General features: G+C 69.5%; 22 protein-coding genes. 10 read left to right on the forward strand and 12 right to left on the reverse strand.

Annotated features, from left to right (window positions below; genetic code table 11):
- Window positions 1-102: 102 nt before the first annotated feature.
- On the forward strand, window positions 103-636 hold the full coding sequence (locus MRBLWH10_RS14945; protein ID WP_341940516.1) for a helix-turn-helix domain-containing protein: 534 nt from the start codon (window positions 103-105) through the stop codon (window positions 634-636).
- Window positions 633-1,952, forward strand: coding sequence for an MFS transporter (locus tag MRBLWH10_RS14950; RefSeq protein WP_341940517.1), 1,320 nt, complete (start codon window positions 633-635; stop codon window positions 1,950-1,952). The genes MRBLWH10_RS14945 and MRBLWH10_RS14950 overlap by 4 nt, the downstream gene beginning before the upstream one ends.
- Before the next feature lie 243 nt (window positions 1,953-2,195).
- Here the strand turns inward: MRBLWH10_RS14950 and MRBLWH10_RS14955 are convergent, their stop codons facing one another.
- The 6 genes from MRBLWH10_RS14955 to MRBLWH10_RS14980 all read right to left on the reverse strand — a co-directional run bounded on the left by MRBLWH10_RS14955 (window position 2,196) and on the right by MRBLWH10_RS14980 (window position 8,013).
- Window positions 2,196-2,924 carry an amino acid ABC transporter ATP-binding protein gene (locus MRBLWH10_RS14955; protein WP_105673225.1) on the reverse strand — a complete coding sequence of 243 codons (729 nt, stop codon included), beginning with the start codon at window positions 2,922-2,924 and terminating at the stop codon, window positions 2,196-2,198.
- Window positions 2,921-4,393, reverse strand: a complete 1,473-nt coding sequence (locus MRBLWH10_RS14960) for an amino acid ABC transporter substrate-binding protein/permease (protein WP_341940518.1) — start codon at window positions 4,391-4,393, stop codon at window positions 2,921-2,923. Before MRBLWH10_RS14960 ends, MRBLWH10_RS14955 begins: the two co-directional genes overlap by 4 nt.
- Before the next feature lie 109 nt (window positions 4,394-4,502).
- On the reverse strand, window positions 4,503-5,033 hold the full coding sequence (locus MRBLWH10_RS14965; RefSeq protein WP_105673223.1) for a GNAT family N-acetyltransferase: 531 nt from the start codon (window positions 5,031-5,033) through the stop codon (window positions 4,503-4,505).
- A 173-nt stretch (window positions 5,034-5,206) separates the two neighbouring features.
- On the reverse strand, window positions 5,207-6,766 hold the full coding sequence (locus tag MRBLWH10_RS14970) for a DHA2 family efflux MFS transporter permease subunit (protein ID WP_341940519.1): 1,560 nt from the start codon (window positions 6,764-6,766) through the stop codon (window positions 5,207-5,209).
- Window positions 6,763-7,386: a PadR family transcriptional regulator gene (locus tag MRBLWH10_RS14975; protein WP_341940520.1), complete on the reverse strand. Its 624-nt coding sequence runs from the start codon at window positions 7,384-7,386 to the stop codon at window positions 6,763-6,765. Before MRBLWH10_RS14975 ends, MRBLWH10_RS14970 begins: the two co-directional genes overlap by 4 nt.
- 66 nt (window positions 7,387-7,452) lie before the next feature.
- A complete protein-coding gene (locus tag MRBLWH10_RS14980; protein ID WP_341940521.1) occupies window positions 7,453-8,013 on the reverse strand; it encodes a GNAT family N-acetyltransferase in 561 nt (186 codons plus the stop codon).
- A 44-nt stretch (window positions 8,014-8,057) separates the two neighbouring features.
- Between MRBLWH10_RS14980 and MRBLWH10_RS14985 the strand changes: the two genes are divergently transcribed.
- Window positions 8,058-8,921 (forward strand): phosphoribosylaminoimidazolesuccinocarboxamide synthase, encoded by an 864-nt coding sequence (locus MRBLWH10_RS14985; protein ID WP_223587243.1) that lies wholly within the window; start codon window positions 8,058-8,060, stop codon window positions 8,919-8,921.
- Between the two features lie 120 nt (window positions 8,922-9,041).
- Window positions 9,042-10,382, forward strand: a complete 1,341-nt coding sequence (locus tag MRBLWH10_RS14990) for a solute carrier family 23 protein (protein WP_341940522.1) — start codon at window positions 9,042-9,044, stop codon at window positions 10,380-10,382.
- Between the two features lie 50 nt (window positions 10,383-10,432).
- On the opposite strand, the gene MRBLWH10_RS14995 is transcribed toward MRBLWH10_RS14990, so the two are convergent.
- Window positions 10,433-11,110: a TetR family transcriptional regulator gene (locus MRBLWH10_RS14995; protein ID WP_341940523.1), complete on the reverse strand. Its 678-nt coding sequence runs from the start codon at window positions 11,108-11,110 to the stop codon at window positions 10,433-10,435.
- Between the two features lie 124 nt (window positions 11,111-11,234).
- Between MRBLWH10_RS14995 and MRBLWH10_RS15000 the strand changes: the two genes are divergently transcribed.
- The 3 genes from MRBLWH10_RS15000 (at window position 11,235) to MRBLWH10_RS15010 (ending at window position 14,275) form a co-directional block, all read left to right on the forward strand.
- A complete protein-coding gene (locus MRBLWH10_RS15000) occupies window positions 11,235-12,107 on the forward strand; it encodes a DUF1266 domain-containing protein (protein ID WP_181155837.1) in 873 nt (290 codons plus the stop codon).
- On the forward strand, window positions 12,095-13,141 hold the full coding sequence (locus MRBLWH10_RS15005; RefSeq protein WP_341940524.1) for a hypothetical protein: 1,047 nt from the start codon (window positions 12,095-12,097) through the stop codon (window positions 13,139-13,141). Before MRBLWH10_RS15000 ends, MRBLWH10_RS15005 begins: the two co-directional genes overlap by 13 nt.
- 315 nt (window positions 13,142-13,456) lie before the next feature.
- Complete coding sequence (locus MRBLWH10_RS15010) at window positions 13,457-14,275, forward strand: M57 family metalloprotease (RefSeq protein WP_105673214.1); 819 nt, start codon at window positions 13,457-13,459, stop codon at window positions 14,273-14,275.
- A gap of 112 nt (window positions 14,276-14,387) precedes the next feature.
- On the opposite strand, the gene MRBLWH10_RS15015 is transcribed toward MRBLWH10_RS15010, so the two are convergent.
- The 5 genes from MRBLWH10_RS15015 to MRBLWH10_RS15035 form a co-directional block, all read right to left on the reverse strand.
- Window positions 14,388-15,386, reverse strand: coding sequence for a LacI family DNA-binding transcriptional regulator (locus MRBLWH10_RS15015; protein ID WP_341940525.1), 999 nt, complete (start codon window positions 15,384-15,386; stop codon window positions 14,388-14,390).
- A gap of 38 nt (window positions 15,387-15,424) precedes the next feature.
- A complete protein-coding gene (locus MRBLWH10_RS15020; RefSeq protein WP_341940526.1) occupies window positions 15,425-16,837 on the reverse strand; it encodes a GH1 family beta-glucosidase in 1,413 nt (470 codons plus the stop codon).
- 5 nt (window positions 16,838-16,842) lie between these two features.
- Window positions 16,843-17,766 (reverse strand): carbohydrate ABC transporter permease, encoded by a 924-nt coding sequence (locus MRBLWH10_RS15025; RefSeq protein ID WP_341940527.1) that lies wholly within the window; start codon window positions 17,764-17,766, stop codon window positions 16,843-16,845.
- Window positions 17,763-18,707, reverse strand: a complete 945-nt coding sequence (locus MRBLWH10_RS15030; protein ID WP_105673210.1) for a sugar ABC transporter permease — start codon at window positions 18,705-18,707, stop codon at window positions 17,763-17,765. The genes MRBLWH10_RS15025 and MRBLWH10_RS15030 overlap by 4 nt, the downstream gene beginning before the upstream one ends.
- A 111-nt stretch (window positions 18,708-18,818) precedes the next feature.
- A complete protein-coding gene (locus MRBLWH10_RS15035; protein WP_105673209.1) occupies window positions 18,819-20,090 on the reverse strand; it encodes an extracellular solute-binding protein in 1,272 nt (423 codons plus the stop codon).
- 278 nt (window positions 20,091-20,368) lie between these two features.
- Here MRBLWH10_RS15035 and MRBLWH10_RS15040 point away from each other — a divergent pair, with 278 nt between their 5' ends.
- The 3 genes from MRBLWH10_RS15040 to purQ all read left to right on the forward strand — a co-directional run bounded on the left by MRBLWH10_RS15040 (window position 20,369) and on the right by purQ (window position 22,043).
- Entirely contained in the window at window positions 20,369-20,893 is a 525-nt protein-coding gene (locus MRBLWH10_RS15040; protein ID WP_223587248.1) for an adenine phosphoribosyltransferase, read from the forward strand.
- Between the two features lie 197 nt (window positions 20,894-21,090).
- Window positions 21,091-21,339 (forward strand): phosphoribosylformylglycinamidine synthase subunit PurS, encoded by a 249-nt coding sequence (purS, locus tag MRBLWH10_RS15045; RefSeq protein ID WP_105673207.1) that lies wholly within the window; start codon window positions 21,091-21,093, stop codon window positions 21,337-21,339.
- The gene (purQ, locus tag MRBLWH10_RS15050; RefSeq protein ID WP_105673206.1) at window positions 21,336-22,043 is read left to right on the forward strand and encodes a phosphoribosylformylglycinamidine synthase subunit PurQ; all 708 of its coding nucleotides are present in this window, start codon (window positions 21,336-21,338) and stop codon (window positions 22,041-22,043) included. The genes purS and purQ overlap by 4 nt, the downstream gene beginning before the upstream one ends.
- Window positions 22,044-22,073 lie beyond the last annotated feature (30 nt).

Here is a 22,073-nt window from a genome sequence, read left to right on the forward strand (position 1 = left end):
TTCTCGGAGGATTCCTGCCTGATCGTCCGAGATTCCTGCCATTCTCCGAACTCCCGCACGCTCACTCTTGACAGCCCTGGCTTTCTTCAAGAAAGTTAGCGGATGCCGCTCCGCTCCGACTGGTCCTCGGCGACCTGCCCGATCGCCCACTCCGCCGACGTGCTCGCCGACCCGTGGGTGCTGCTGATCCTGCGCGAGATGTTCTCCGGACGCACGCGCTTCGACCAGCTGCGCGCGGCCACCGGAGCCGCCGACTCCGTGCTCTCGCGGCGACTCACGGCCATGACCGACGCGGGTCTCGTCGAGCGCGAAGACCCCGCGGCGGCGCGCGCCGGCTATCGGATGACGGATGCCGGACGCTCCACGCTTCCGATCCTGCACGCCTACGCCCGCTTCACCCAGGCCACCGACCCCGATGGGCCCTGGGGCCTCACGGTCACGTGCGGCCGGTGCGGGGCGACCGCGGCATCCGTCGACTGGTGCGCGGTCTGCGCCGCTCCCCTCGACGCGGACAGCACCCGATGGTCACGTCGCAGCATGGGCGGAGAGCCCTTCGCCCTCACCGGATCGAGCACGGCACCCGGCTCCACCGGGGCGAGCTCCCCCTCCGAAGTCACCGCATCGAGCGCCGCATGACCGCCGAGTCCGTCGAGGAGCCGACCGGCACCCGCCGCCGCATCCACCCCGCCTGGATCGTCGCTCTCGTCGCCCTGATCGCGCTGATCGGCGCCGCGGGATTCCGCGCCGCCCCCGGCGTGCTGATGCTCCCGCTCCAGGAGGAGTTCGGGTGGACCACGGCGGAGCTCTCCCTCGCCGTCACCGTCAACCTCCTGCTGTTCGGCCTCACCGCTCCGTTCGCCGCCGCGCTCATGCAGCGCTTCGGCATCCGCGCCGTGACCGTCACCGCGCTGCTGGTCATCGGCGCGGGGTCCGCGCTCAGCGTCTTCGTCGCCACCCCGGCGCAGCTGATCCTGACGTGGGGTGTGCTGATCGGCCTCGGCACCGGGTCGATGGCCCTCGTCTTCGCCGCCACCATCACCGACACGTGGTTCGCCACCCGTCGCGGACTCGTCTCCGGCGTGCTCACCGCGGGCAGCGCGACCGGCCAGCTCATCTTCCTGCCCGTCATCGCGGCGACCGCCGAGGGCGTGGGCTGGCGGGCGGCGTCGCTCATCATCGCGGGAGGCGCTCTCGCCGTGGTCCCGCTCGTGTGGATCTTCCTGCGCAATCGACCGGCCGACCTCGGCGTCGGCCGGTACGGCGAGACGGCGCCGGTCGCGGCATCCGCCCCTGCTCCCCGCGGTAGCGCCTGGGGCGCGGCTCGACTCGCCCTCACGACGCTGCGCGACGCCGCCCGCACCAAGACGTTCTGGGCGCTGGCGATCGGCTTCGCGATCTGCGGCGCCACCACCAACGGCCTCATCGGCACGCACTTCATCCCCAGCGCCCACGACCACGGGATGCCGACGACCACGGCGGCCGGCCTCCTCGCCGTCGTCGGCGTCTTCGACATCGCGGGCACCGTGCTCTCGGGGTGGCTGACCGACCGGGTGAATCCCCGCATCCTGCTCGCGGCGTACTACGCGCTGCGCGGGGTGAGCCTGCTGTTCCTGCCGAGCCTGCTGTCGGCGTCGGTGCAGCCCAGCATCGTGGTGTTCATCGTGATCTACGGCCTGGACTGGGTCGCGACCGTGCCGCCGACGATCGCCCTGTGCCGCGAGGTCTTCGGCGAGCGGGGTCCGCTGGTCTTCGGCTGGGTGTTCGCCGCGCACCAGGTGGGTGCCGGCATCGCGTCGGTGCTCGCGGGCATGGTCCGCGACCACACCGGCCAGTACACGATCGCCTGGTTCGCCGCCGCCGGCCTGTGCGCCGTCGCGGCCCTCGTGAGCGGCACGATCCGCCGGCATCCCACCCCCGAACCGGACCCCGTGACGGTCGACACGACCCCCTGACCCGCTCCGCTGCGCACCCGAGCACAACTTCGGACCCCGCCGCTCCCGTGCACAACTTCGGACCCCACACCCACACCACCCCGGGCACAACTTCGGACCCCACACCCGACACGCCGCCCGGACCGACCTCATGCCCGGCGTGCCGGCCCGGATCTCCGAAGCCGTGCCCGACGACCGAGCCCACCACCTCCGAAGCCGTGCCCGCAGGCTGGCGGAGCACGCCAGGGATGCCGCGGACGCGGCTCAGAGCACCTTCGAGAGGAAGTCCTTCAGGCGCTCGTTCTTCGGGGATCCGAACAGCTCGGAGGGAGGAGCCTCCTCCACGACCACGCCGCCGTCCATGAACACGGTGCGACCGGAGACCTCGCGGGCGAAGCCCATCTCGTGGGTGACGAGCACCATCGTCATGCCACCGGACGCGAGATCGCGGATGACCTGCAGCACCTCGCCCACCATCTCGGGATCGAGGGCGCTGGTCGCCTCGTCGAAGAGCATGATCTCGGGATCCATCGCCAGCGCGCGGGCGATGGCCACACGCTGCTTCTGACCGCCGGAGAGGGATGCCGGCTTCGCATCCGCCTTCTCCTTGAGCCCGACCCGGTCGAGCAGGGACAGCGCCCGTGCCCGGGCATCCGCCTTCGACAGCCGACCGAGCTCGATCGGCGCGAGTGTGATGTTCTCCAGCACGGTCATGTGCGGGAACAGGTTGAAGTGCTGGAACACCATGCCGATGCGCTGGCGCACCTCGTCGAGCTTGACGCTCTTGTCGGTCAGGTCGACGCCGTCGATGATGACGTGACCCGAGGTGGGCTCCTCGAGCTTGTTCAGGCAGCGCAGCAGCGTGGACTTGCCCGAGCCGGAGGGACCGATCACGGCGATGACCTCGCCGTCCTCCACCCGGAGGTCGATGCCCTTGAGCACGTGGTTGTCTCCGAAGGACTTGTGCAGGTCCCGGACTTCGATCTTGCTCATGCGGTGAACTTCCTCTCCAGGCGGTTGGCGAGCAGCGTGAGCAGCGTGATCACGACGAAGTAGATGAGGGCGACGATCGTCAGCACCTGTGCAGACAGGTAGGTCGAGGCGATGATCTGCCGCGACTGGAACGTCAGCTCGGCCAGGCCGATCACGCTGATCAGCGACGTGTCCTTGAGGGTGATGATGCCCTGGTTCACGAACGACGGGATCATGATGCGGAACGCCTGCGGCAACACGACCTTCTGCATGGTCTTCCAGTGGCCGAGGCCGAGCGAGCGCGAGGCCTCGTTCTGGCCCGGGTCGACGGCCTGGATGCCACCGCGGATGATCTCGGTCATGTACGCGCCGGTGTTGAGCGACAGGGTGATCGCTCCGGCGACGAACGGGTTGAACGTCAGCCCGGGGAACAGCTGCGGGATGGCGAAGAACACGAAGAACGCCTGCACCAGGATCGGGGTTCCGCGGAACACGAAGACGTACGCCGTGGCGAGCCAGCGGAACAGGAAGAACCCGGAGATGCGGCCGAAGCCGAAGACGATGCCGAGCACGAACGCGGCGACCAGCGCCACGAGGGTCGCGAGGATCGTGAGCCACAGACCGCTCATGAGCGCCGGCCAGTACTTCACGGCCACCGAGATGATGTCGGTCGGCTGCGCCGACTCCTCGCCGCCGGAGAGGTACCGGTCGACGATCGTCTCGTACTCGCCCGACTTCTTGAGGTTCGCGAGGCCCTTGTCGAACATCTCGACCAGTTCGGGGTTCTGCCCCTTGTTCACCGCGAAGCCGTACTCGCCGCCGAGCTCCGGGTCGCCGACCAGACGGAAGCCCGACCCCTGCTGGATGCCGTAGGCGAGCACCGGGAAGTCCTCGAAGTAGCCGACGGCCTGGCCCGCCTTGACGGCGTCGACCATGTCGGTCGTGTCCTGGTACGGCGTGATGGTGAAGCCGTACTTCTTCTTGTTCTCCTCGGCGAAGGTCTGCCCCTGGGTGCCGGTCTTCACGGCCACGGTCTTGCCGTCGAGGTCCTCGAGCGACTGGACGTCGCTGTCCTTCATCACTCCGAGCTGGATGCCGCTGGTGAAGTAGGGGTCGCTGAAGTCGAAGGTCTTCTTGCGCTCGTCGGTGATCGACATGCCGGCCATGACGGCGTCGACCTGGTTCGCCTGGAGCGCCTGGACGGCGGCGTCGAATCCGAGCTGACGGATCTCCACCTCGAAGCCCTGGTCCTTCGCGATCGCGCGGAGCAGGTCCATGTCGATGCCGACGAGCTGGCCGTCGGAGTTCGTGAACTCGAAGGGCGCGAAGGTGGTGTCGGTGCCGATGACGTACTTCTCATCGGCGGCGGTCGCCGCGGTCGGCGCGACGAGGAGGGCGCCGACGGCGAGGAACGCCGTGAGGACGGCTGCTCCCGCGGTGCGCCCGAACCTGCGCAGGCGCGCGGAGGCGGAGGAAGGATTGCGGATCACGACGGATGCTCCCGGGATCGACGACGACGACCGGTTGGCCGCCGACCAACAACCCTAGCCTCCGGTCGCGTTCTCGCACGCAGAACCGGCACAAGGGCCGGTGGGCTGACTACAGCGTGATCCAGTAGCGGCGCAGCAGCGCGTGCCCGCGCTCGGTCTGGTCGCTCACGTCCTGCAGCACACCGCCGGCGCCCTCGATCGTGCGGGCGGAGGCGACGTTATCGTCATCGCAGGTGACCAGCACGCGGTCGAGCCCGATCTCGCGTGCACGGTCGAGCGCGAGGGCCAGCGCCTTCGACGCGTAGCCCTGGCGGCGACGCGACTCCCGCACCGCATAGCCGATGTGCCCGCCGGCCTCGCGGAGCCACTCGTTGAGGTCGTGGCGGAACGAGAGGAATCCGATCACCTCGGCGTCGTCGACGATCCAGTAGAGGTCGTTGTGCACGCGATCCTCGGGAGGCGCGATCGAGGTGTCGGCGAGCCGTGCGGCATCCGCGATCAGCTCGTCGAGGGTGACCCGCCCCGGGATGACAGGGGCCTGCAGACCCGAACCGTCGATGTGACCTCCGCCGAACTCCGCCACGGCGGCGGCCCAGCTGTCGTAGAGGTCGGTCGTTGGTCGGATGAGCGCGATCGTCATCACCCGATGACATCACACGCGCTCGCTCCTGCCAAACCCGTCCGCCCTGCCGGCCGCCGACGCCCCACCCGACACCGACGCCCCACCTGTCTGTCGTGCGTCAGGTGGGGCGTCGGAACTCGGAGGGGGACGTCGAGACGCGGATGCCGGGAATCCGGTGCCGCGTCAGGGCGTCAGCCCTTCCCTCCCGGTGCGGCCGCGGGCTCGGACTCGTAACGCCCGAGGAACAGCGACGCGACGAGGGCGACGACCATGACGCAGGCCGGCAGCAGGATAGCCTGCGCCATTCCCGCGGAGAACCCGTCGGCGACCTGCGGGGGCAGCGCGCCTCCGGTGCCGATGCCTCCGGCCGCGTCGGACAGTCCGGGGAGGTTGGCCTCCAGCCGCGACTGCATGAACGCCGCGATGGATGCCGAGCCGATCACCGATCCGATCGTGCGGGTGGTGTTGTAGATGCCCGCACCGGCGCCGGCCTGGCGCGGCGGGAGCTTGCGGGTCGCCGTCGTCGCGAGGGGACCCCACATGCCGGCGTTGCCGATGCCCATCAGGGCGGACGGGAGCAGGAACATCCAGATCGGGGTGTCCATGTTGATCAGCGCCGAGTACCACACGAGGGCGACGCCGACGCAGAGCAGACCGGGCACCAGGATGATGCGCGGATCGACGCGATCGAGCAGCTTGCCCGCGAGCGGCGCGAGCGCGCCGGACAGCACCGCCATCGGGATCATCAGCAGCGCCGCCTCGGTCGGGGTGAGGCCGCGTGCGATCTGCAGGAAGAACATCATCGGCAGCGACATGCTCGTCACGGTGAAGCCGACCGCGGCGATCGCGACGTTGGCTCCCGAGAAGTTGCGGTCGCGGAACAGGTCGAGGGGCACCAGCGGCTCGCTGCGCGTGCGCGCCTGCTGCACGATGAACAGGGCCAGCACGACGAGGCCCGCGATGATGAGGCTCCACACGGAGATCGGGCCCCAGATGACGCCCCACTTGAACTTCTCGCCCTCCTGCAGTCCGAAGACGAGGAGGAACAGGGCGACGGCGCTGAGCACGACGCCGAGCACGTCGAAGCGATGCGGGTGCGTGGCCAGCTTGGGCACGTAGATCCACGCCAGCACGAAGCCGATCACGCCGACGGGCAGGTTCACGAAGAAGATCCACTCCCAGCCGAGGCCGTCGACGAGCAGGCCGCCGACGAGCGGGCCGACGAGCGTCGCCACACCGGCGGTCGCGCCCCACAGCCCCATCGCCGCTCCCCGGCGCTCGGCGGGGAACGTGCGCGTGATGACCGCCATCGTCTGCGGCGTCATGAATGCGGCGCCGAGCCCCTGCACGGCGCGGGCCACGATCAGCCCTTCGAGCGTCGTCGACAGGCCGCACCACAGGGAGGCGAGCGTGAACACCGCGAGGCCGATGAGGTAGATGTTCTTCGGCCCGAAGCGGTCGCCGAGGCGCCCGGTGATGAGCAGCGGAACGGCGTAGGCGAGGAGGTAGGCGCTGGTGACCCACACGACGTTGTCGAGGTTGTTCGTCGTCGGGTCGAGCGCGGCCTTGATGGCCGGGTTCGCCACCGAGACGATGGTCGTGTCGACGAGGATCATGAAGAAGCCGATGACCAGCGCCCACAGAGCGGGCCAGGGGCTCTTCGGCCGGTGGCCGACGGAGTAGGTGCCGGTGGACGGCCCAGAAGACGAGGGGGCGGATGCCGCGGCCCCGGTGGATTGAGATTCAGTCATTGCTGTGCGGCCTTTCGCTGGGCGAGATAGCGTTCGGTGTCTTCGAAGGCGTGCGGTCCCCAGGGGAACGCGGCGGCCTCGAGACGGGTGAGGAGGGAGTCGAGCCAGCGGAGCTCTGCGTCGAGCAGCATCTCCTGGCGTTCGAACTCGACGAGGACCTGTTCGGGGACCCCGTTGGCGCGGGCCCCGCGCAGCCCGTCGCTGTGCTGCGTGTGGGCATCGGCGAGAGCCGCCCGGCGGATGCGGAGGCTGTCGATCGCGTCTGGTCGTTCGAGGTTGTGCGCCTCGGCGAGCGCGATGCGGAAGTCGGACGGACGGTCGATGCGCGACAGCTCGCGCCGCACCCAGCCGATGACCGCCTCACGGCCCTCGGCGGTCAGCGTGTACGTGGTGCGCTCCGGCCTGTTGCCGTCGCGGTCCACGCCGACCTCGTCGAGCAGCCCTGCCTTCTGGAGGCGCGCGACCGTGTGATAGAGCGTGCCGTTCGTGATCGTGAGCAGACGGTCGTCGCGGCGCGCGCGCATCAGTCGCACCATCTCATAGGGGTGCATGTCGCCCTCGCGCAGCAGCGCGAGCACCATCACCCCCATCGGGGTGAGCTTGTCGACGGCATCCGGCATTGTTAGTCCATTCCAATTAGTCCACGTGGACTATACGCCCGAAACGGCCCCGACGGCAAGCTCGGATCAGCGCAGCGCCACCTCGAGCTGCGCCTCGGTGAGCGGACGGTCCGCGTAGACCAGACGCATCACCGCGGGGTCGGGGTTTCCGGCATCCGGACCGCGGTGCACCAGCTCGAGCCCCAGCTTCTCCGCGACATGCGCCGACGCCGCGTTGTGCTCGACGAGATAGGCGATGAGCGGCCACTCCGGAACGCGTTCGCGCGCGAGCTCGACCCCCGCCCGCGCGAGCTCGGTCGCATACCCGCGCCCGTGGTGGTCGGGCGCGATCCGGTACCCGACGTTCCACACCGCGCCCTCGGTGCCGAACCCCCGCACCGAGCTTCCGCCGTTGCCGACCATCTCCCCGGTCTCGCGCAGCCGCGCCACGAAGGACCCGAGTCCGGCATCCGCCCACCCCTCCTCCCACCTCCGCATCATCGCCAGCGTCGGCTCCATGTCGAGATGCCGCAGGGACGGGAAGTGGGTCCACACGCGGGGGTCGTTGTGGATCGCGAAGACCTCATCGAGGTCGCTGGGTGTCGGTCGCGTGAGCACCAGACGCTCGGTGAAGAACTCCTCAGGCATGCCCTCACGCTACGACCACCCTCCGACACCGGGATAATGGCTGGGTGAGCGAAGCACAGAGCATCCCCGGCTGGCGGCACGTCTACTCCGGCAAGGTCCGCGACCTGTACGCCTCGGAGGATGCGGCGGACACGCGCATCCTCGTCGTGGCGTCCGACAGGGTGAGCGCGTTCGACTACGTGCTGTCCCCCGGCATCCCTGAGAAGGGAGCCCTGCTCACCCGCCTCAGCCGCTGGTGGTTCTCCGCTCTCTCCGATGTGCCGAACCATCTCGCGGAGGGCGAGATCCCGGCGTCCGTCGCCGATCGCGCCATGCTCGCGCAGTCCCTCGAGATGCTGCCGATCGAGTGCGTCGTGCGCGGCTACATCACCGGCACCGGCTGGGCCGAGTATCAGGAGAGCGGCACCGTGTGCGGCATCCCGCTGCCCGCCGGTCTGCAGAACGGCGACCGCCTGCCCGAGCCGCTGTTCACCCCCGCCTACAAGGCGCCGATGGGCGAGCACGACGAGAACATCACCTTCGAGCGGGTCGTCGAGCTGGTCGGCGCCGAGCGCGCCGCCGAGCTGCGAGACGTCTCGCTGGCCGTCTACGGCCGGGCCGCCGCGATCGCCGAGGAGAAGGGCCTGATCCTCGCCGACACCAAGTTCGAGTTCGGGACGGATGCCGACGGCGTCCTACGCCTCGCCGACGAGGTGCTCACGAGCGACTCCTCCCGGTACTGGGACGCCGAGGCCTGGGCCGTCGGCACCACTCCGAGCGCGCGGATGGCGAGCTTCGACAAGCAGATCGTGCGCGACTGGCTGGCGCTGCACTGGGACAAGCAGGGCGAGCCGCCCGCCCTCCCGAAGGACGTCGTCGAGCGCACCGCGGCCCGCTACCGCGAGCTGATCGAGCGCCTCGGAGCCTGAATCGCGGCATCCGGCGTGGTTCCTGAGCGAGCGGAGCGAGTCGAAGGACACCCAGGCAACACTCAGGAATCGGTAGTGTGGCTCCAGCACTCCGACACCCCCGACCCTGAGGAGCCCGCAATGCCCCTGTGGAAGCTGCACGGAGACGGCCGCACCGTCGCCCCCGGCGCCGTCGTGCGCCCCGATGAGCGCCTGAACTGGCCCGGCACGATCGCGATCGGCGTCCAGCACGTCGTCGCGATGTTCGGCGCGACGTTCCTCGTCCCCATCCTCACCGGGTTCCCGGTGTCGACGACCCTGCTCTTCTCGGGCGCGGGAACCCTGCTGTTCCTGCTGCTGACCCGCAACAGGCTGCCCAGCTACCTCGGCTCGTCGTTCGCGTTCATCGCGCCGATCACCGCGCTCAACGGCGGCAAGGCCCTCGAGTCGGCCGAGCAGATCACCCAGGCGCTCGTCGGCGTCGTCGCCGCGGGTGTGCTGCTCGCCGCGATCGGCTTCCTCGTGCAGGCCGTCGGCACCGGCTGGATCGACAAGCTCATGCCCCCGGTCGTGGCCGGGTCCATCGTCGCCCTGATCGGCTTCAACCTCGCGCCGGCCGCCTGGGGCAACTTCCAGAAGCAGCCGGAGCTCGCGACGGTCACCCTCGCCGCCGTCGTGCTCTTCAGCGTGCTGTTCCGCGGGTTCCTCGGCCGCATCTCGATCTTCCTCGGCGTGGTCGTCGGCTACATCGTCGCCCTCTTCACCGGCCAGGTGAAGTTCGACGGCGTCGCGGAGGCCGCCTGGATCGGCCTGCCCGACTTCCACCTCGCCGCCGTCGGCGACCCGAAGGCGTGGGCGCTGGTGCCGATGTTCCTCCCCGTCGTGCTCGTGCTCATCGCCGAGAACGTCGGCCACGTGCGCGGCGTCGCGACCATGACGAACGACCCGGAGATCAACAAGCACACCGGGCGCGCCCTCGTCGCTGACGGCCTCGCGACCACCCTCGCCGGCGGCTTCGGCGGCTCGGGCACCACCACCTACGGGGAGAACATCGGCGTCATGGCGGCGACCCGCGTCTACTCGACGGCGGCGTACTGGGTGGCCGGCATCGTCGCGATCCTCCTCGCGTTCTCGCCGAAGGTCGGCGTCATCTTCAACAGCATCCCCGCCGGCGTCCTCGGCGGCGTGACGACGGCGCTGTACGGCCTCATCGGCGTCATCGGCATCAAGATCTGGGTCGACAACCGCGTGGACTTCTCGCGTCCGGTCAACCAGTACACGGTCGCCGTGTCGTTCGTCATCGCGATCGCCGGCTTCATGATGAGCTGGGGCACGTTCCAGCTCGGCTCCATCGTGCTGGGCACGGTCGCCGCTCTGGTCATCTACCACCTGGGCAACGCGATCGCCCGCTGGCGCCGGAGCGGCGCCGACGACGGCGGCCCCATCCCCGCGGTCGGCCCGCTCGGCGGCGACCCCGCCTGACCCGCCTGGAGGGGGACGGATGCCGCGGCATCCGTCCCCCTCCACGCACCTCAGGCCACCGTGCCCGTGTCGGGGCACACCGCACCGGACGCGCGCGGACGCGGCTCGCCCCGCCGCGGAGGCATCGCCAACGGCAGCGGCTCCTTCGGCTCCGGCAGCCCGTAGCTGCGGCGGACCCAGCGCCGAGCGTCCTCCAGCGGATAGGTGTCTCCGAAGACGGCGAACTTCACGAACACGCCCTCGAGCAGGCTGCGCAGCATGACCTCCTCGAGACCAGGGTCTGCCGCGCCGCGCGCGCGGAACAGGTCGCGCACGGCGTCTTCCGTCGCCGTCACCGCATCGGCGTGACGCCGCTCGGATTCGGCGAACAGCCGGTGCGTCGCGGGCTGCTGCTGCATCGCGAGGACAGCCCGCTGCAGGGGCACCGCGAAGGCCGTGGCCATGAGGGCGCCGTCGATCACGGCGGCGAGCGCCTCGTCCGGCGTGCCGTCGACGCGGGCGAACGAGAGCACGGTCTCGAACCAGCGGTCGATCACGGCGGAGACCAGCTGCTCCTTGCCGCCGAAGTGGTAGTTCACGAGCCCCTGGGCGACGCCGGCCCTGGAGGTGATCTCGGCGATGCTGGCGCCGGCCACTCCTCGCTCGGAGAACACGGTGATCGCGGCCTGGAGGATGTTCTCCCGCGCCCTCTCCCTGGCGATGCGGTTCTGCTCATCGGAGCGTGCCACGAGGCATCCTCCTCTGCGATGCGGACGAGTGTCTTTGCTGAACGGCCCCCACCGTATAGATTACTCACTGAATAATCGTTCAATCTATGAGGATCGGTCAGATCCCCCACTTCCAGGAGCCCCCATGCATCCCCTCGCCCGCGTCGATCTCAACGACCTCGGCTCCCTGATCGAGTGGCTCATCTCGCAGTGGTGGGTGTGGGCGATCGTCGGCGCCGTGGTGCTCTTCTTCATCGTGGTCTGGCTCATGCCCGGCTTCAAGGTCAAGGCCGATGAGAAGTTCTCCACCACCGACACCGAGGCCAACGAGATCGCTCTCGGCCTCCTGCAGATCGTGAACCTCCCGTCCGGGCACTGGAACGACCCGACGGCGTCGATCCTCGGCGACCGCGAGAAGAAGGTGCTCGTCGACCAGTGGGGCGTCCCCACGCGCCAGGACTGGCTCGACAACATCGAGCGCCTCGTCACCGTGCGCCGCCGCCGCGAGATGTGGGTCCTCTACCTCGCCGTGCGCGCGCAGCTCGCCGAGCAGCTCGGCCGCGTCCCCAAGGCGAAGGAGTGGCTGAACGCGATCGTCGCCGAGGGCGGGGACAAGCGCGATGCGCGCACGTTCGTCACCTCGATCGAGTACACCGAGGGCCTCATCCGCAAGCGCGTCGGCAAGGACATCGTCACGCCCGACCTGTTCGTGAAGACCCTCGACGGCTACGCGCTCGGCCAGGCCGTGGGCATGACCACGTGGGGTGTGGCGCTCGGACACGGCGACGTCGCCGAGGCGCGCCAGATCATCCACCGCATCAACGTCGAGGGCCGCCCCGCCTTCTCGTCGTGGGCGGACTTCGGCCTCAGCTACATCGCCGGCCGCGTGATGCACTGGAGCGACGGCAAGGTCGAGGAGAAGTCCTTCGACAAGTTCGGCGACGGGTGCGTCGACTTCCAGGCCGCGGCGACCGCGAAGCGCAACGGTCCGTGGGCGACGCTGTCATGGAGCCTGTGACCGTAGACCTCGACCCCCTTCGACGAGGGGCCGGCTTCCGCGACATCCTCGCGTACGAGCGCATCTGCCGCACTCCGCTGCACCGCCGCTTCGTGTTCATCCTCGTCGCGGTGCTGCTGTTCGCCGTGGCGATGCTCGGGGCGCTCTGGTTCCTCGGGCGCAGCGACATCCTCGCCGTCGCGCCGATCCTCGGGGTGTTCGTGGTGGGCTACACGGTGCTCGCCGCCGTGGGGTTCGTCTGGTACGCGATCGGGCTGGGCCGCAGAGTCAAGGTGGCGGCGTTCGCCTGGCGCAACGGCTGGGCCTACGCCGATCTCCTGGAGAGCACGCGGCGCCCCGGCGCGGCGTTCGCCCGCGTGAACCGAGGACAGGAGCGCGCGGTCGTCGCCTGCGACGACGAGCGGATGCCGTTCGAACTGGGCATGCACCACTCGGTGGCGCGCGGCCAGGAGGCGGCGACGATCCAGCGCCCCTTCGCCTTCATCGAGCTGCCGCTGCCGTCGTCGGTGCCCCACATCGTGCTGGCGAACCGCCGACGCAGCATCATCCCCACCCTCGGTCTCGGCCGTGGCGCGGCGAAGATGCAGCTCGAGGGCGAGTTCGCGTCGGTGTTCCGCCTGATCGTGCCCGAGGGATACCAGCAGGACGCGCTCTACATCTTCACGCCCGACCTCATGGCCCGCGTGCTCGATCTCGGCTCCGGCGCGGAGATCGAGCTCGTCTCCGACCGTCTCTACGTGTATCTGCCGGCGCGGACGCGCTTCGACCGCGCCGACACGATGGCCGCGGCCGTGGTCCTCGCCGAGGAGTTCCACCGTCGCTTCGCCGCGCGCACCGAGCTGTATCGCGACGACAACGCCGGCGAGCTCGCCGCCAGGGCCGGCGTCTCGGTCGGCCTGCGCGGACAGCGCCTCGGCGGCAGCGGCGTCTCGGTGATCGCGATCGCCGCGACAGCCGGCGTGCTGCTGCTCTCCGCCGGGGTGACGGCGTTCTCGCTGTTCGGCGGAGACATCCTGCGCACCCTCACCGGGTGATCATGACCCACGGGTGCGGACCTGCCTGGAGGGGCGTCAGGTCCGCACCCGTGTTCCCCCCTCTTCCTCGACGGACGTCAGACTTCGACGTCCGTCGAGCCCGGCCGACACCTTCGGCCAGGCTGAGCGCACGCAATTGTTTACCTGAGTACAAGAATTCGAGGGCACGCCGTCGCCGACCTTGACCCGCTCGAATCGACGCGGTTACCGTGAGCGGGCTTCGGCACGGCGGCGGCGCAAGGAAGCCCGTCCTCCGGATCGGAGTCCGCTCGCCGACCGGGCGTGCGGCATCGCTCAGATCGAAAAGGATCATCCATGCGACTCACGAGAACACTCGCGCTCGCCGCCACCGCGGCAGCAGCGCTCTGCATCGGCGCGGTCATCCCGGCCGCCGCTGCGACCAGTCCGGACGACGGCTCCGACGTGCCCACCTTCCAGGAGTTCGCCGCGTCGACCTTCCGGGACGTCGACGGCAGCTACATCGTCAACGGAGACGAGGTGATCTCCAACCGCGGCGAGCTGCGGAAGTTCTACGACGTGCTCGTGGGCCCGGCGACACCCATCGACGGCCTCATCGTCAACACGGTCAGCGGCACCGACGACAAGTGGTCGGCGCAGCAGGTCGGCAACCTCACATACTGCGTCAGCACCGCCTTTGGCACCCGTCACGCAGACGTCGTGAACGCCATGGCCAGCGGCGCCGCGCTCTGGGAGGCCGCATCGTCGAAGATCAAGTTCCAGTACGTGAGCAGTGCCGACGGCAACTGCACGACGCGCAACAAGTCGGTCGTGTTCTCGGTCGAGCCCGTGCAGACGACGCAGTACATCGCCCGCGCGTTCTTCCCGAGCACGCCGGACCGCCAGCAGAACGTCCTCATCGACGACTCGATCTGGAGCTCGGGCTCCTGGACCCCGACGAACATCCTCGGCCACGAGCTCGGGCACGTCCTCGGGTTCCGGCACGAGCACACCCGTCCGGAGTCCGGCACCTGCTTCGAGGACAACAACTGGCGCCCGCTGACCCCGTACGACTCGGCGTCGATCATGCACTACCCGCAGTGCAACGGCTCGTCCGACGACCTGTCGATGACCAGCACCGACCGCGCGGGCATCGTCGCGCTGTACGGAAACTGAGGCTCATCGCCCGAACACGGCGTGACGTCTCAGCGGGGTCCGGCCCATTCGGCCGGGCCCCTTCTGCGCGCAGACGCGGAGAGACCGCCGCCGGGAGCGCCGCTGCCACGCCTCACGCCGAGGCGCGCACCACCAGCTCGGTCGGCAGGATCGTCGACCGCGGAGCCTCGCGCCCCGCGAGCACGTCGAGCAGGACGGATGCCATCGCCTCGCCCTGCGCGTACATCGGCTGCTGCACGGTCGTGAGCGGCGGGTCCACCGCGACCGCCACCTGAGAGTCGTCGAACCCGACGATCGCGACGTCTTCGGGGATCCGGATGCCCGCCGAGCGGAGCACGCGCATCACGCCCCTGGCCATGAGGTCGCTCGCGACGAACACGGCATCGGGGAGCGGCGAGCCCGCGGCGAGAAGACGTCGGGCGGCTTCCGCCCCGCCTTCCTCGGTGAAGTCGCCGTCGAGCTCTGCGGCCGGGGGGATGCCGGCATCCGCCAACGCGTCCCGGAAACCCTGTACGCGGTCGACCGCCGCGGGCATGCTGAGCGAACCCGAGATCGTGGCGATCCGCCGGTGGCCCCGGTCGAGCAGATACTGCGTCGCCATGCGGCCGCCCAGCACGTTGTCGACGTCCACCACGTAGTCTCCGGGACGCGCGCGCACCGGGCGTCCGCCGAACACGACGGGGACGGCCTCGGCGATGCGGTCGACGAAGGAGTCGCTGGTGTGGTGCGACACGATGATCGCCCCGTCGACGCCTCCGTTGCGCACGAATCCGGCGGTCTTCGCGCCGCCCTCCTCGCTCGCGATCAGGAGGTTGAGGATGTAGTCGGACCTCGTCATCCTGGCGCTGATGCCCGAGACGATCGTCGCGAAGAACGGGTCTCCGAAGAAGCGCGTGGTGTCCTCAGGCACGACGAGGGCGATCGCGTTCGTCTGCCTGCTGGCGAGCGTGCGGGCCGCGGGGTTGGGCACGTAGTGCAGCTCGGCGATCGCGTCCTGCACCGCGGCGAGCGCCTCGGGGCTCACGGACGTCGAACCGTTCACCACGCGGGACACGGTCGAGCGCGACACCCCCGCCGCCGCTGCGACTTCCTCGATCGTCGCCCTGACCATCGCCTGCTCCCCGCTCTGATGCTGTCGCGGCGGCAGCCTCAGACGGCGCGCGCTGCGATGATCCGAGCGTACTGGAGGCCGGAGTCCTTGACGACGCGCTCCTGGGTGTCGTACTCGACCCGCACGATGCCGAAGCGCTTCTCGTACCCCCACGCCCACTCGTAGTTGTCGAGCAGGGACCAGTAGAAGTAGCCGCGCACGTCGACGCCCGCATCGATCGCGTCGCGCACCGCCGAGACGTGCGCGACGAGGAACGCGGTGCGATCGGCATCCGGCACCGTGTCGCCCTCGCGGACGTCGTCGTAGGCGGCGCCGTTCTCCGTGACGTACAGCGGGATGCCGGGGGCGTACTCCGACCCGACCCGCTGCAGCAGACGCGTCAGGCCCTCGGGCTGCACCTCCCAGCCCATGCCCGTCCGGGGCAGCCCGCGCTCGACCCAGTGGATGCCCTCGTGCGAGGGGAACGGGGAGGCGACGGCCCGCTCGGTCGGGGCGTCTCCCGCCGGCGGCTCCTCGGCCGGGGCGGTGCCGGCGAGCAGCTCGCCGTGGTAGTAGTTCACGCCGAACGCGTCGAGCGGAGACGAGATCGCCTCCATGTCGCCCGGCTGCACGGCCTGCTCCCACCGGGCCACAGCCGAGGAGTCGACGGTGCGGAAGTCGCGGATGACGTCGGCGGGGTAGGCGCCGCGGAAGATCGGTTCGAGGAACCAGCGGTTGAACTGCCCGTCGATGCGGCGGGCGGCGTCGACATCGCCGGGGGCATCGGGGTCGGCCGGATCGGCCACCGTGAGGTTCAGCGTGACACCGAGGTCGAGGGAGGAGTCGCGCGAGCGCAGCTCCTGCACGGTCTTCCCGTGGGCGAGCAGCAGATGGTGCGCGGCGAGCATGCCGTCTCCGACATCCATCCGCCCTGGGGCGTGGATGCCGGCCGTGTACGACAGGAACGACGAGCACCACGGCTCGTTGAGCGTCGTCCAGTACCGCACCCGGTCACCGAGCGCGTCGTGCATGGTGCCCGCGTACTCCAGGAAGCGGTCGACGGTGTCGCGGCTGGTCCAGCCGCCCTGCGCCTCCAGCGCCTGCGGCATGTCCCAGTGGTACAGCGTGAGCCAGGGCACGATGTCGGCATCCAGCAGTTCATCGACCAGCCGACTGTAGAAGTCGACGCCCTTCTCGTTGACCGCGCCGCCGTCTGGCCTGACCCGCGACCACGACGTGGAGAAGCGGTACGTCTGCAGCCCGAGCTCCTTCATCAGCGCGACGTCCTGCGGGTAGCGGTGGTAGTGGTCGCACGCGACGTCGCCGTCGTCGCCGTTGATCACCGCGCCGGGCACGCGCGCGAACGCATCCCAGATCGAGGCCGTGCGGCCGTCCTCGAAGGCGGCGCCCTCGATCTGATAGGCCGCAGTGGCGGCGCCGAACAGGAACTCCTGAGGGAAGGGGCGGGTCATAGGGGTCATCCTTTCACCGCGCCCGCCATGATGCCACTGACCAGCTGCCGACCCGCGAACACGAAGAGCAGCAGGAGCGGGATGGTCGAGAGCAGCACTCCGGCGAGCACGATCGAGTAGTCGACGAAGTGGTTCGACTGGAGCAGGGAGAGCGCGACGGGCAGGGTCGGGTCCTGCCGGTCGAGCACGATGAACGGCCAGAAGAAGTTGTTCCACGCCGACACGAACGTGAACAGCGCGAGCATGGCCGCAGCGGGACGGGCGGCCGGCACCCCGATGGTCAGGAACGTCCGGAACGAGGAGGCGCCGTCCATGCGCGCCGCCTCGATGAGCTCGTCCGGCACGGCCTGGGTGAGGTACTGGGTCATCCAGAAGACGCCGAATGCGCTGGTGAGAGCGGGAACGATGATCGCTCCGGGAGTGCCGGTCCAGCCGAGCTCGCTGAACAGCACGTACAGCGGCACCACGCCGAGCTGCGTCGGCACGGCCATGGTCCCGACGACGAAGGCGAGCAGCCAGCCGCGGCCCTTGAACTTCAGCTTCGCGAACGCCCAGCCCGCGAGCGTGGAGAAGAACACGACGGATGCCGCGATCAGGGCGGACGTGTAGATCGAGTTCCACAGCGCGCGCCAGAAGTTCACGGCCGGGTCGTTCACGACCTCCAGGGCGTTCTGGATGAAGTTGCCCCCGGGGATCCAGGAGCGGTTCGGGTCGCGCAGCGTGTACGCGTCGCCCGAGCCGATGAGGAAGGACCAGTAGAAGGGGAAGAGGCTGCTCAGCAGCACCACCCCGAGGGCCCCGTACACGAACCACCCCGGTCGGGAGCCGCGGATGCGGCGGGTGCGACCGGCTCCTCTCCTCGGCGACACGGGCGCCCGGTCGTCTGCGGCGTCGCCGGCGGCGGCATCCGTCCTGTCGATCACGGTCATGAGCGCTTCCCCTCGCTGCGCACCAGGGCGCGGGTGATGAGCAGGTTGATCGCGCCGATGACGAGCACGATGAGGAACAGGATCCAGGCGAGCGCCGAGGCCCTGCCGAAGTTCCACTCGCCCCAGCCGATGTTGTAGAGGTACAGGGTGATCGTCAGCCACTGGCTGTCTGCGCCGCCGGTGCCGTACTGGTCGTACATGCGCGGTTCGTCGAAGATCTGCAGCCCGCCGATCGTGGAGGTGATGATCACGAAGATCAGGGTCGGCCGGAGACTCGGCAGCGTGATCGCGAAGAACTGGCGCACGGCGCCGGCCCCGTCGACCGTCGCGGCCTCGTAGTAGTCGCGCGGGACGGCCTGCATCGCGGCGAGAAGGATGAGGGTGTTGTAGCCCGTCCAGCGGAAGTTCACCATCGTCGCGATGGCGATGTGGCTCGCGAAGGCGTTCGAGTGCCACGGCACGGGGCCGAGGCCGATGCCCTCCAGCAGGCTGTTCACCAGACCGTACTTGTCGCCGAAGAGATTCGAGAAGATGAGGGCCACGGCGACCGGCGCCATCACGTAGGGCACCAGCACGCCCATGCGCCAGAAGGTCTTGGCCCGGATGTTGCGGTCGAGCATCGCGGCGATGAACACCGCGGCGATGAGCTGCGGGACGCTCGACAGCACGAAGATGCTGAACGTGTTGCGCAGCGCGATCCAGAACTTCGGCTGGCCGAGCACATAGGCGTACTGCTCGAAGCCGATCCAGGTTCCGGTGCCGCGCACCTGATCCCAGTCCATGAACGAGATCACGGCGGTGTAGGCGATCGGGAACAGCCCGACGATCAGGAACAGGATGAAGAACGGGGAGATGTAGAGGTAGGGCGAGAGCCTCAGGTCCCAGCGCGAGAGCCGCGCTGACCCGAAGCCGAATCGCCTCGGCGGTGCAGTGGTGGTCATGTCGAGTCCTCAGTCGTGGGGTCCGGGCCGTCGGGCGGGGGCAGTCTCCCCGCGGGTCGTCGAGCGAGCGCAGCAGACGACACGCGCCCGCTCGACGACCCGGGAGTCCGGCTACTTCAGCGCCTTGACCTCTTCGGTCCACTGGGTCCAGGACGCATCGGCATCCTGCGTGCCCTCCTCGACACGGGTCAGGGCCTTCTGCATCGCGTCGTTGATCTGGAAGTAGAAGGCGCCCTTGAACGGGGCGACCGTGACGGCCTGTGCGCGCTCCGAGAGGATCTGACCGGTCGGGGCGTCGTTGAAGAACGCGTTGGTGGCGCCGAGCAGCGCGTCATCCGTGAGCGCGTCGTTCTGGCTCGGGAAGGTGCCCGCGTTCGAGAACGCCTTGATCTGCTGCTCGGGTGCGGTCAGCCAGTCGGCGAGCTCCTGCGCGGCCTTGACGTTGGCGCCGTTCGCGGGGACGGTCAGGTACGACCCGCCCCAGTTGCCACCGCCGCCGGGGAAGACGTTGGCGATGTCCCAGCCGGTGACGTCCTTGGCGTTGCCCTCGATGACGCCGAGCATCCATCCGGGGCAGAGCATGGTCGCGAAGGAGCCGTTGGCGAGCCCCGCCATCCAGTCGTCCGACCACTGGCCGAGGTGCGCGGACTGGGTGGCGGATGCCGTGAGCACCTGGTCGTAGATGTCCTTGACCTCGTCGTTGTCGGTGGCGATGATGTCGCCCGACTTCGGGTCCTCGTAGGCCGCCTCGACCTGGTTGATCATGCCCTGGTAGGTGCCGCCGGCCGAGTCGAAGAAGGCCTTGCCGGTGGCGTCGGTGTACTGCTGGCCGACCTCGAAGTAGCGCGCCCAGTCGCCCTCGAGGAGCTTGGCGACCTCGTCGCGGTCGGTGGGGAGCCCCGCGGCGGCGAACAGGTCGCTGCGGTAGCAGACGCCCTCCGGGCCGATGTCGGTGCCGTAGCCGATGAGGTTGCCGTCCTTGTCGGTGGCTGCCGCGGTCTTCCAGTCCAGCCAGCGGTCCTTGAGGCCGTCGTCGACGGGTGCGAGCAGGTCGGAGTACTTCATGACCTCCGGCAGCCAGTCGACCTCGATGGCCTCGATGTCGGCGAGGCCCTTCTTGCCGAGCTTCTGGAAGTAGTTCTCGCGGGCCTCGTTGCTGGTCGCGGCCCTGTTGTGCACGATCTTCACGTTCGGGTGCTCGTCCATGTACTCCTGGAGGAGCTCGTCGGTGTAGCCGAAGTCGTTGAAGGTCGCGACGGTGAGGGTGATCTCGCCGCCGGATCCGCCGGACTCGGCGGCGCCTCCGGCGCAGCCGGCGAGAGCGAGGGCGGAGACGGAGGCGACGGCGGCGACCGTCGTCAGTCTGCGTGCATGCGTATTCACGGGGCACTCCTTTGTGTGCGTGGTGGGGATGTTCGTGGTGCGGGGTGATCCGTTCGTGGGAGCGCTCCCACGAACTTCTGAGCACTCTATGGGAGCGCTCCCACGAGTGTCAAGCGCGGACCGGTGCCTCCGAGAGCCGGTCACTCGCCCGAGATCCGGTCCTTTCCCCCGCCGTCATCCGCATCTCGGGCCAGCATCCGGATTCCGGCGGATGCCGGCGGATGCCGGCGGTTCCGGCGGATGCCGGCGGATGCCGGCACGCCGAGTAGCCTTGACCGGTGCCCGAACTCTCCCCCGCCCTCACCCGTGCAGAAGCACTGATCCGCTCCATCCCGGACTATCCGGAGCCCGGCATCGTCTTCCGCGACATCACGCCCCTCCTGGCCGACGCCGAGGCGCTGCGCGTGACGACCGAGGCGATCATCGAGCCCTTCGCTGGACAGTTCGACGTCGTCGCCGGCATCGAGGCGCGCGGGTTCATCCTGGCCGGGGCCGCGGCGATCGCGGCCGGAGTGGGGCTCATCCCGATCCGCAAGGCCGGCAAGCTCCCTCGCCCAGCGGCATCCGTCGACTACGCCCTCGAGTACGGCACCGCGACGATCGAGATGCACGACGACCTCCCCGCGGGGTCGCGCGTGCTGCTCATCGACGACGTGCTCGCCACCGGCGGCACCCTCGCGGCGGGCCGCGAACTGGTCGAGCGCCTGGGCAGCCACGTCATCGGCATCTCGGTGCTGTTCGAGATCGACGGGCTCGGCGGCCGCGAGGCCATCGGCGACCTGCACACCGTCTTCCACGCCTGACCCGCCCTCCACCCAGCGGCGTCGACGTCGCGTGCACTCGCCGAGTGCACGGCATCCTCGCGTCAGCATCCCGTCCATTCGGCGATATCCCGTTCCCTCGGCGACATCGCGTGAGGTCGGCGGGGGCCCGCGAAAAGGCGGTGCGCGCGAGCCGGTAGACTGAAACCGCCCGTCCTCCCACGACTTCCGGAGCCGTCATGCCCACCATCGTCGTCGACGTCATGCCCAAGCCCGAACTGCTCGACCCGCAGGGGAAGGCCGTGTCCGGAGCATTCACCCGCCTGGGCGTCGAGGGCTTCACCGCCGTTCGCATCGGCAAGCGCTTCGAGCTCACCGTCGAGGGCGAGGTCACCGACGAGGTCCTCGCCGAGGCCCGACGCATCGCGGACGAGGTGCTCTCCAACTCCGTGATCGAAGACGTCGTCGGCATCGAGGTCGCCGAGTGACCGTCCGCATCGGGGTCGTCACCTTCCCCGGTTCGCTCGACGATCGCGACGCGCAGCGCGCCGTCCGCATCGCCGGCGCCGAGCCCGTCGCCCTCTGGCACGGCTCGCACGATCTCGACGGCGTCGACGCGCTCGTCCTCCCCGGCGGCTTCAGCTACGGCGACTACCTGCGTGCAGGCGCCATCGCCGCGCTCTCGCCGATCATGTCGGAGGTCAAGGATGCTGCGGCCAAGGGCATGCCGATCCTCGGCATCTGCAACGGATTCCAGATGCTCGTCGAGGCGCACCTGCTGCCCGGCGGCCTGATCCGCAACGACCACCAGCACTTCGTGCGCCGTGACCAGCGGCTCACGGTCGAGAACTCCGACACCGCGTGGACGAACACGTTCCGCACGGGTCAGGAGATCGTCATCCCGCTGAAGAACGCCGACGGCGGCTACATCGCCGACGAGGAGACGCTCGACCGCCTCGAGGGCGAGGGCCTCGTCGCCTTCCGCTACGCGGGCGTGAACCCGAACGGATCTCTCCGCGACATCGCCGGCCTCACGAACGAAGCCGGCAACGTCGTGGGGCTCATGCCGCACCCCGAGCACGCCACCGAGCCCGGCTTCGGCCCCGACACGGCGGCCGCCATGCGCTCCGGCGTCGACGGCGTCGGCTTCTTCGCGAGCGCGATCGCCGCGGTCGCGCGCGTCGCCGCCTGATCAGCATTCCGAAGACGGATGCCGCAGCTG

It is taken from the genome of Microbacterium sp. LWH10-1.2 (assembly GCF_038397765.1).
In the GTDB taxonomy this organism is placed as follows: Bacteria; Actinomycetota; Actinomycetes; order Actinomycetales; family Microbacteriaceae; genus Microbacterium; species Microbacterium natoriense.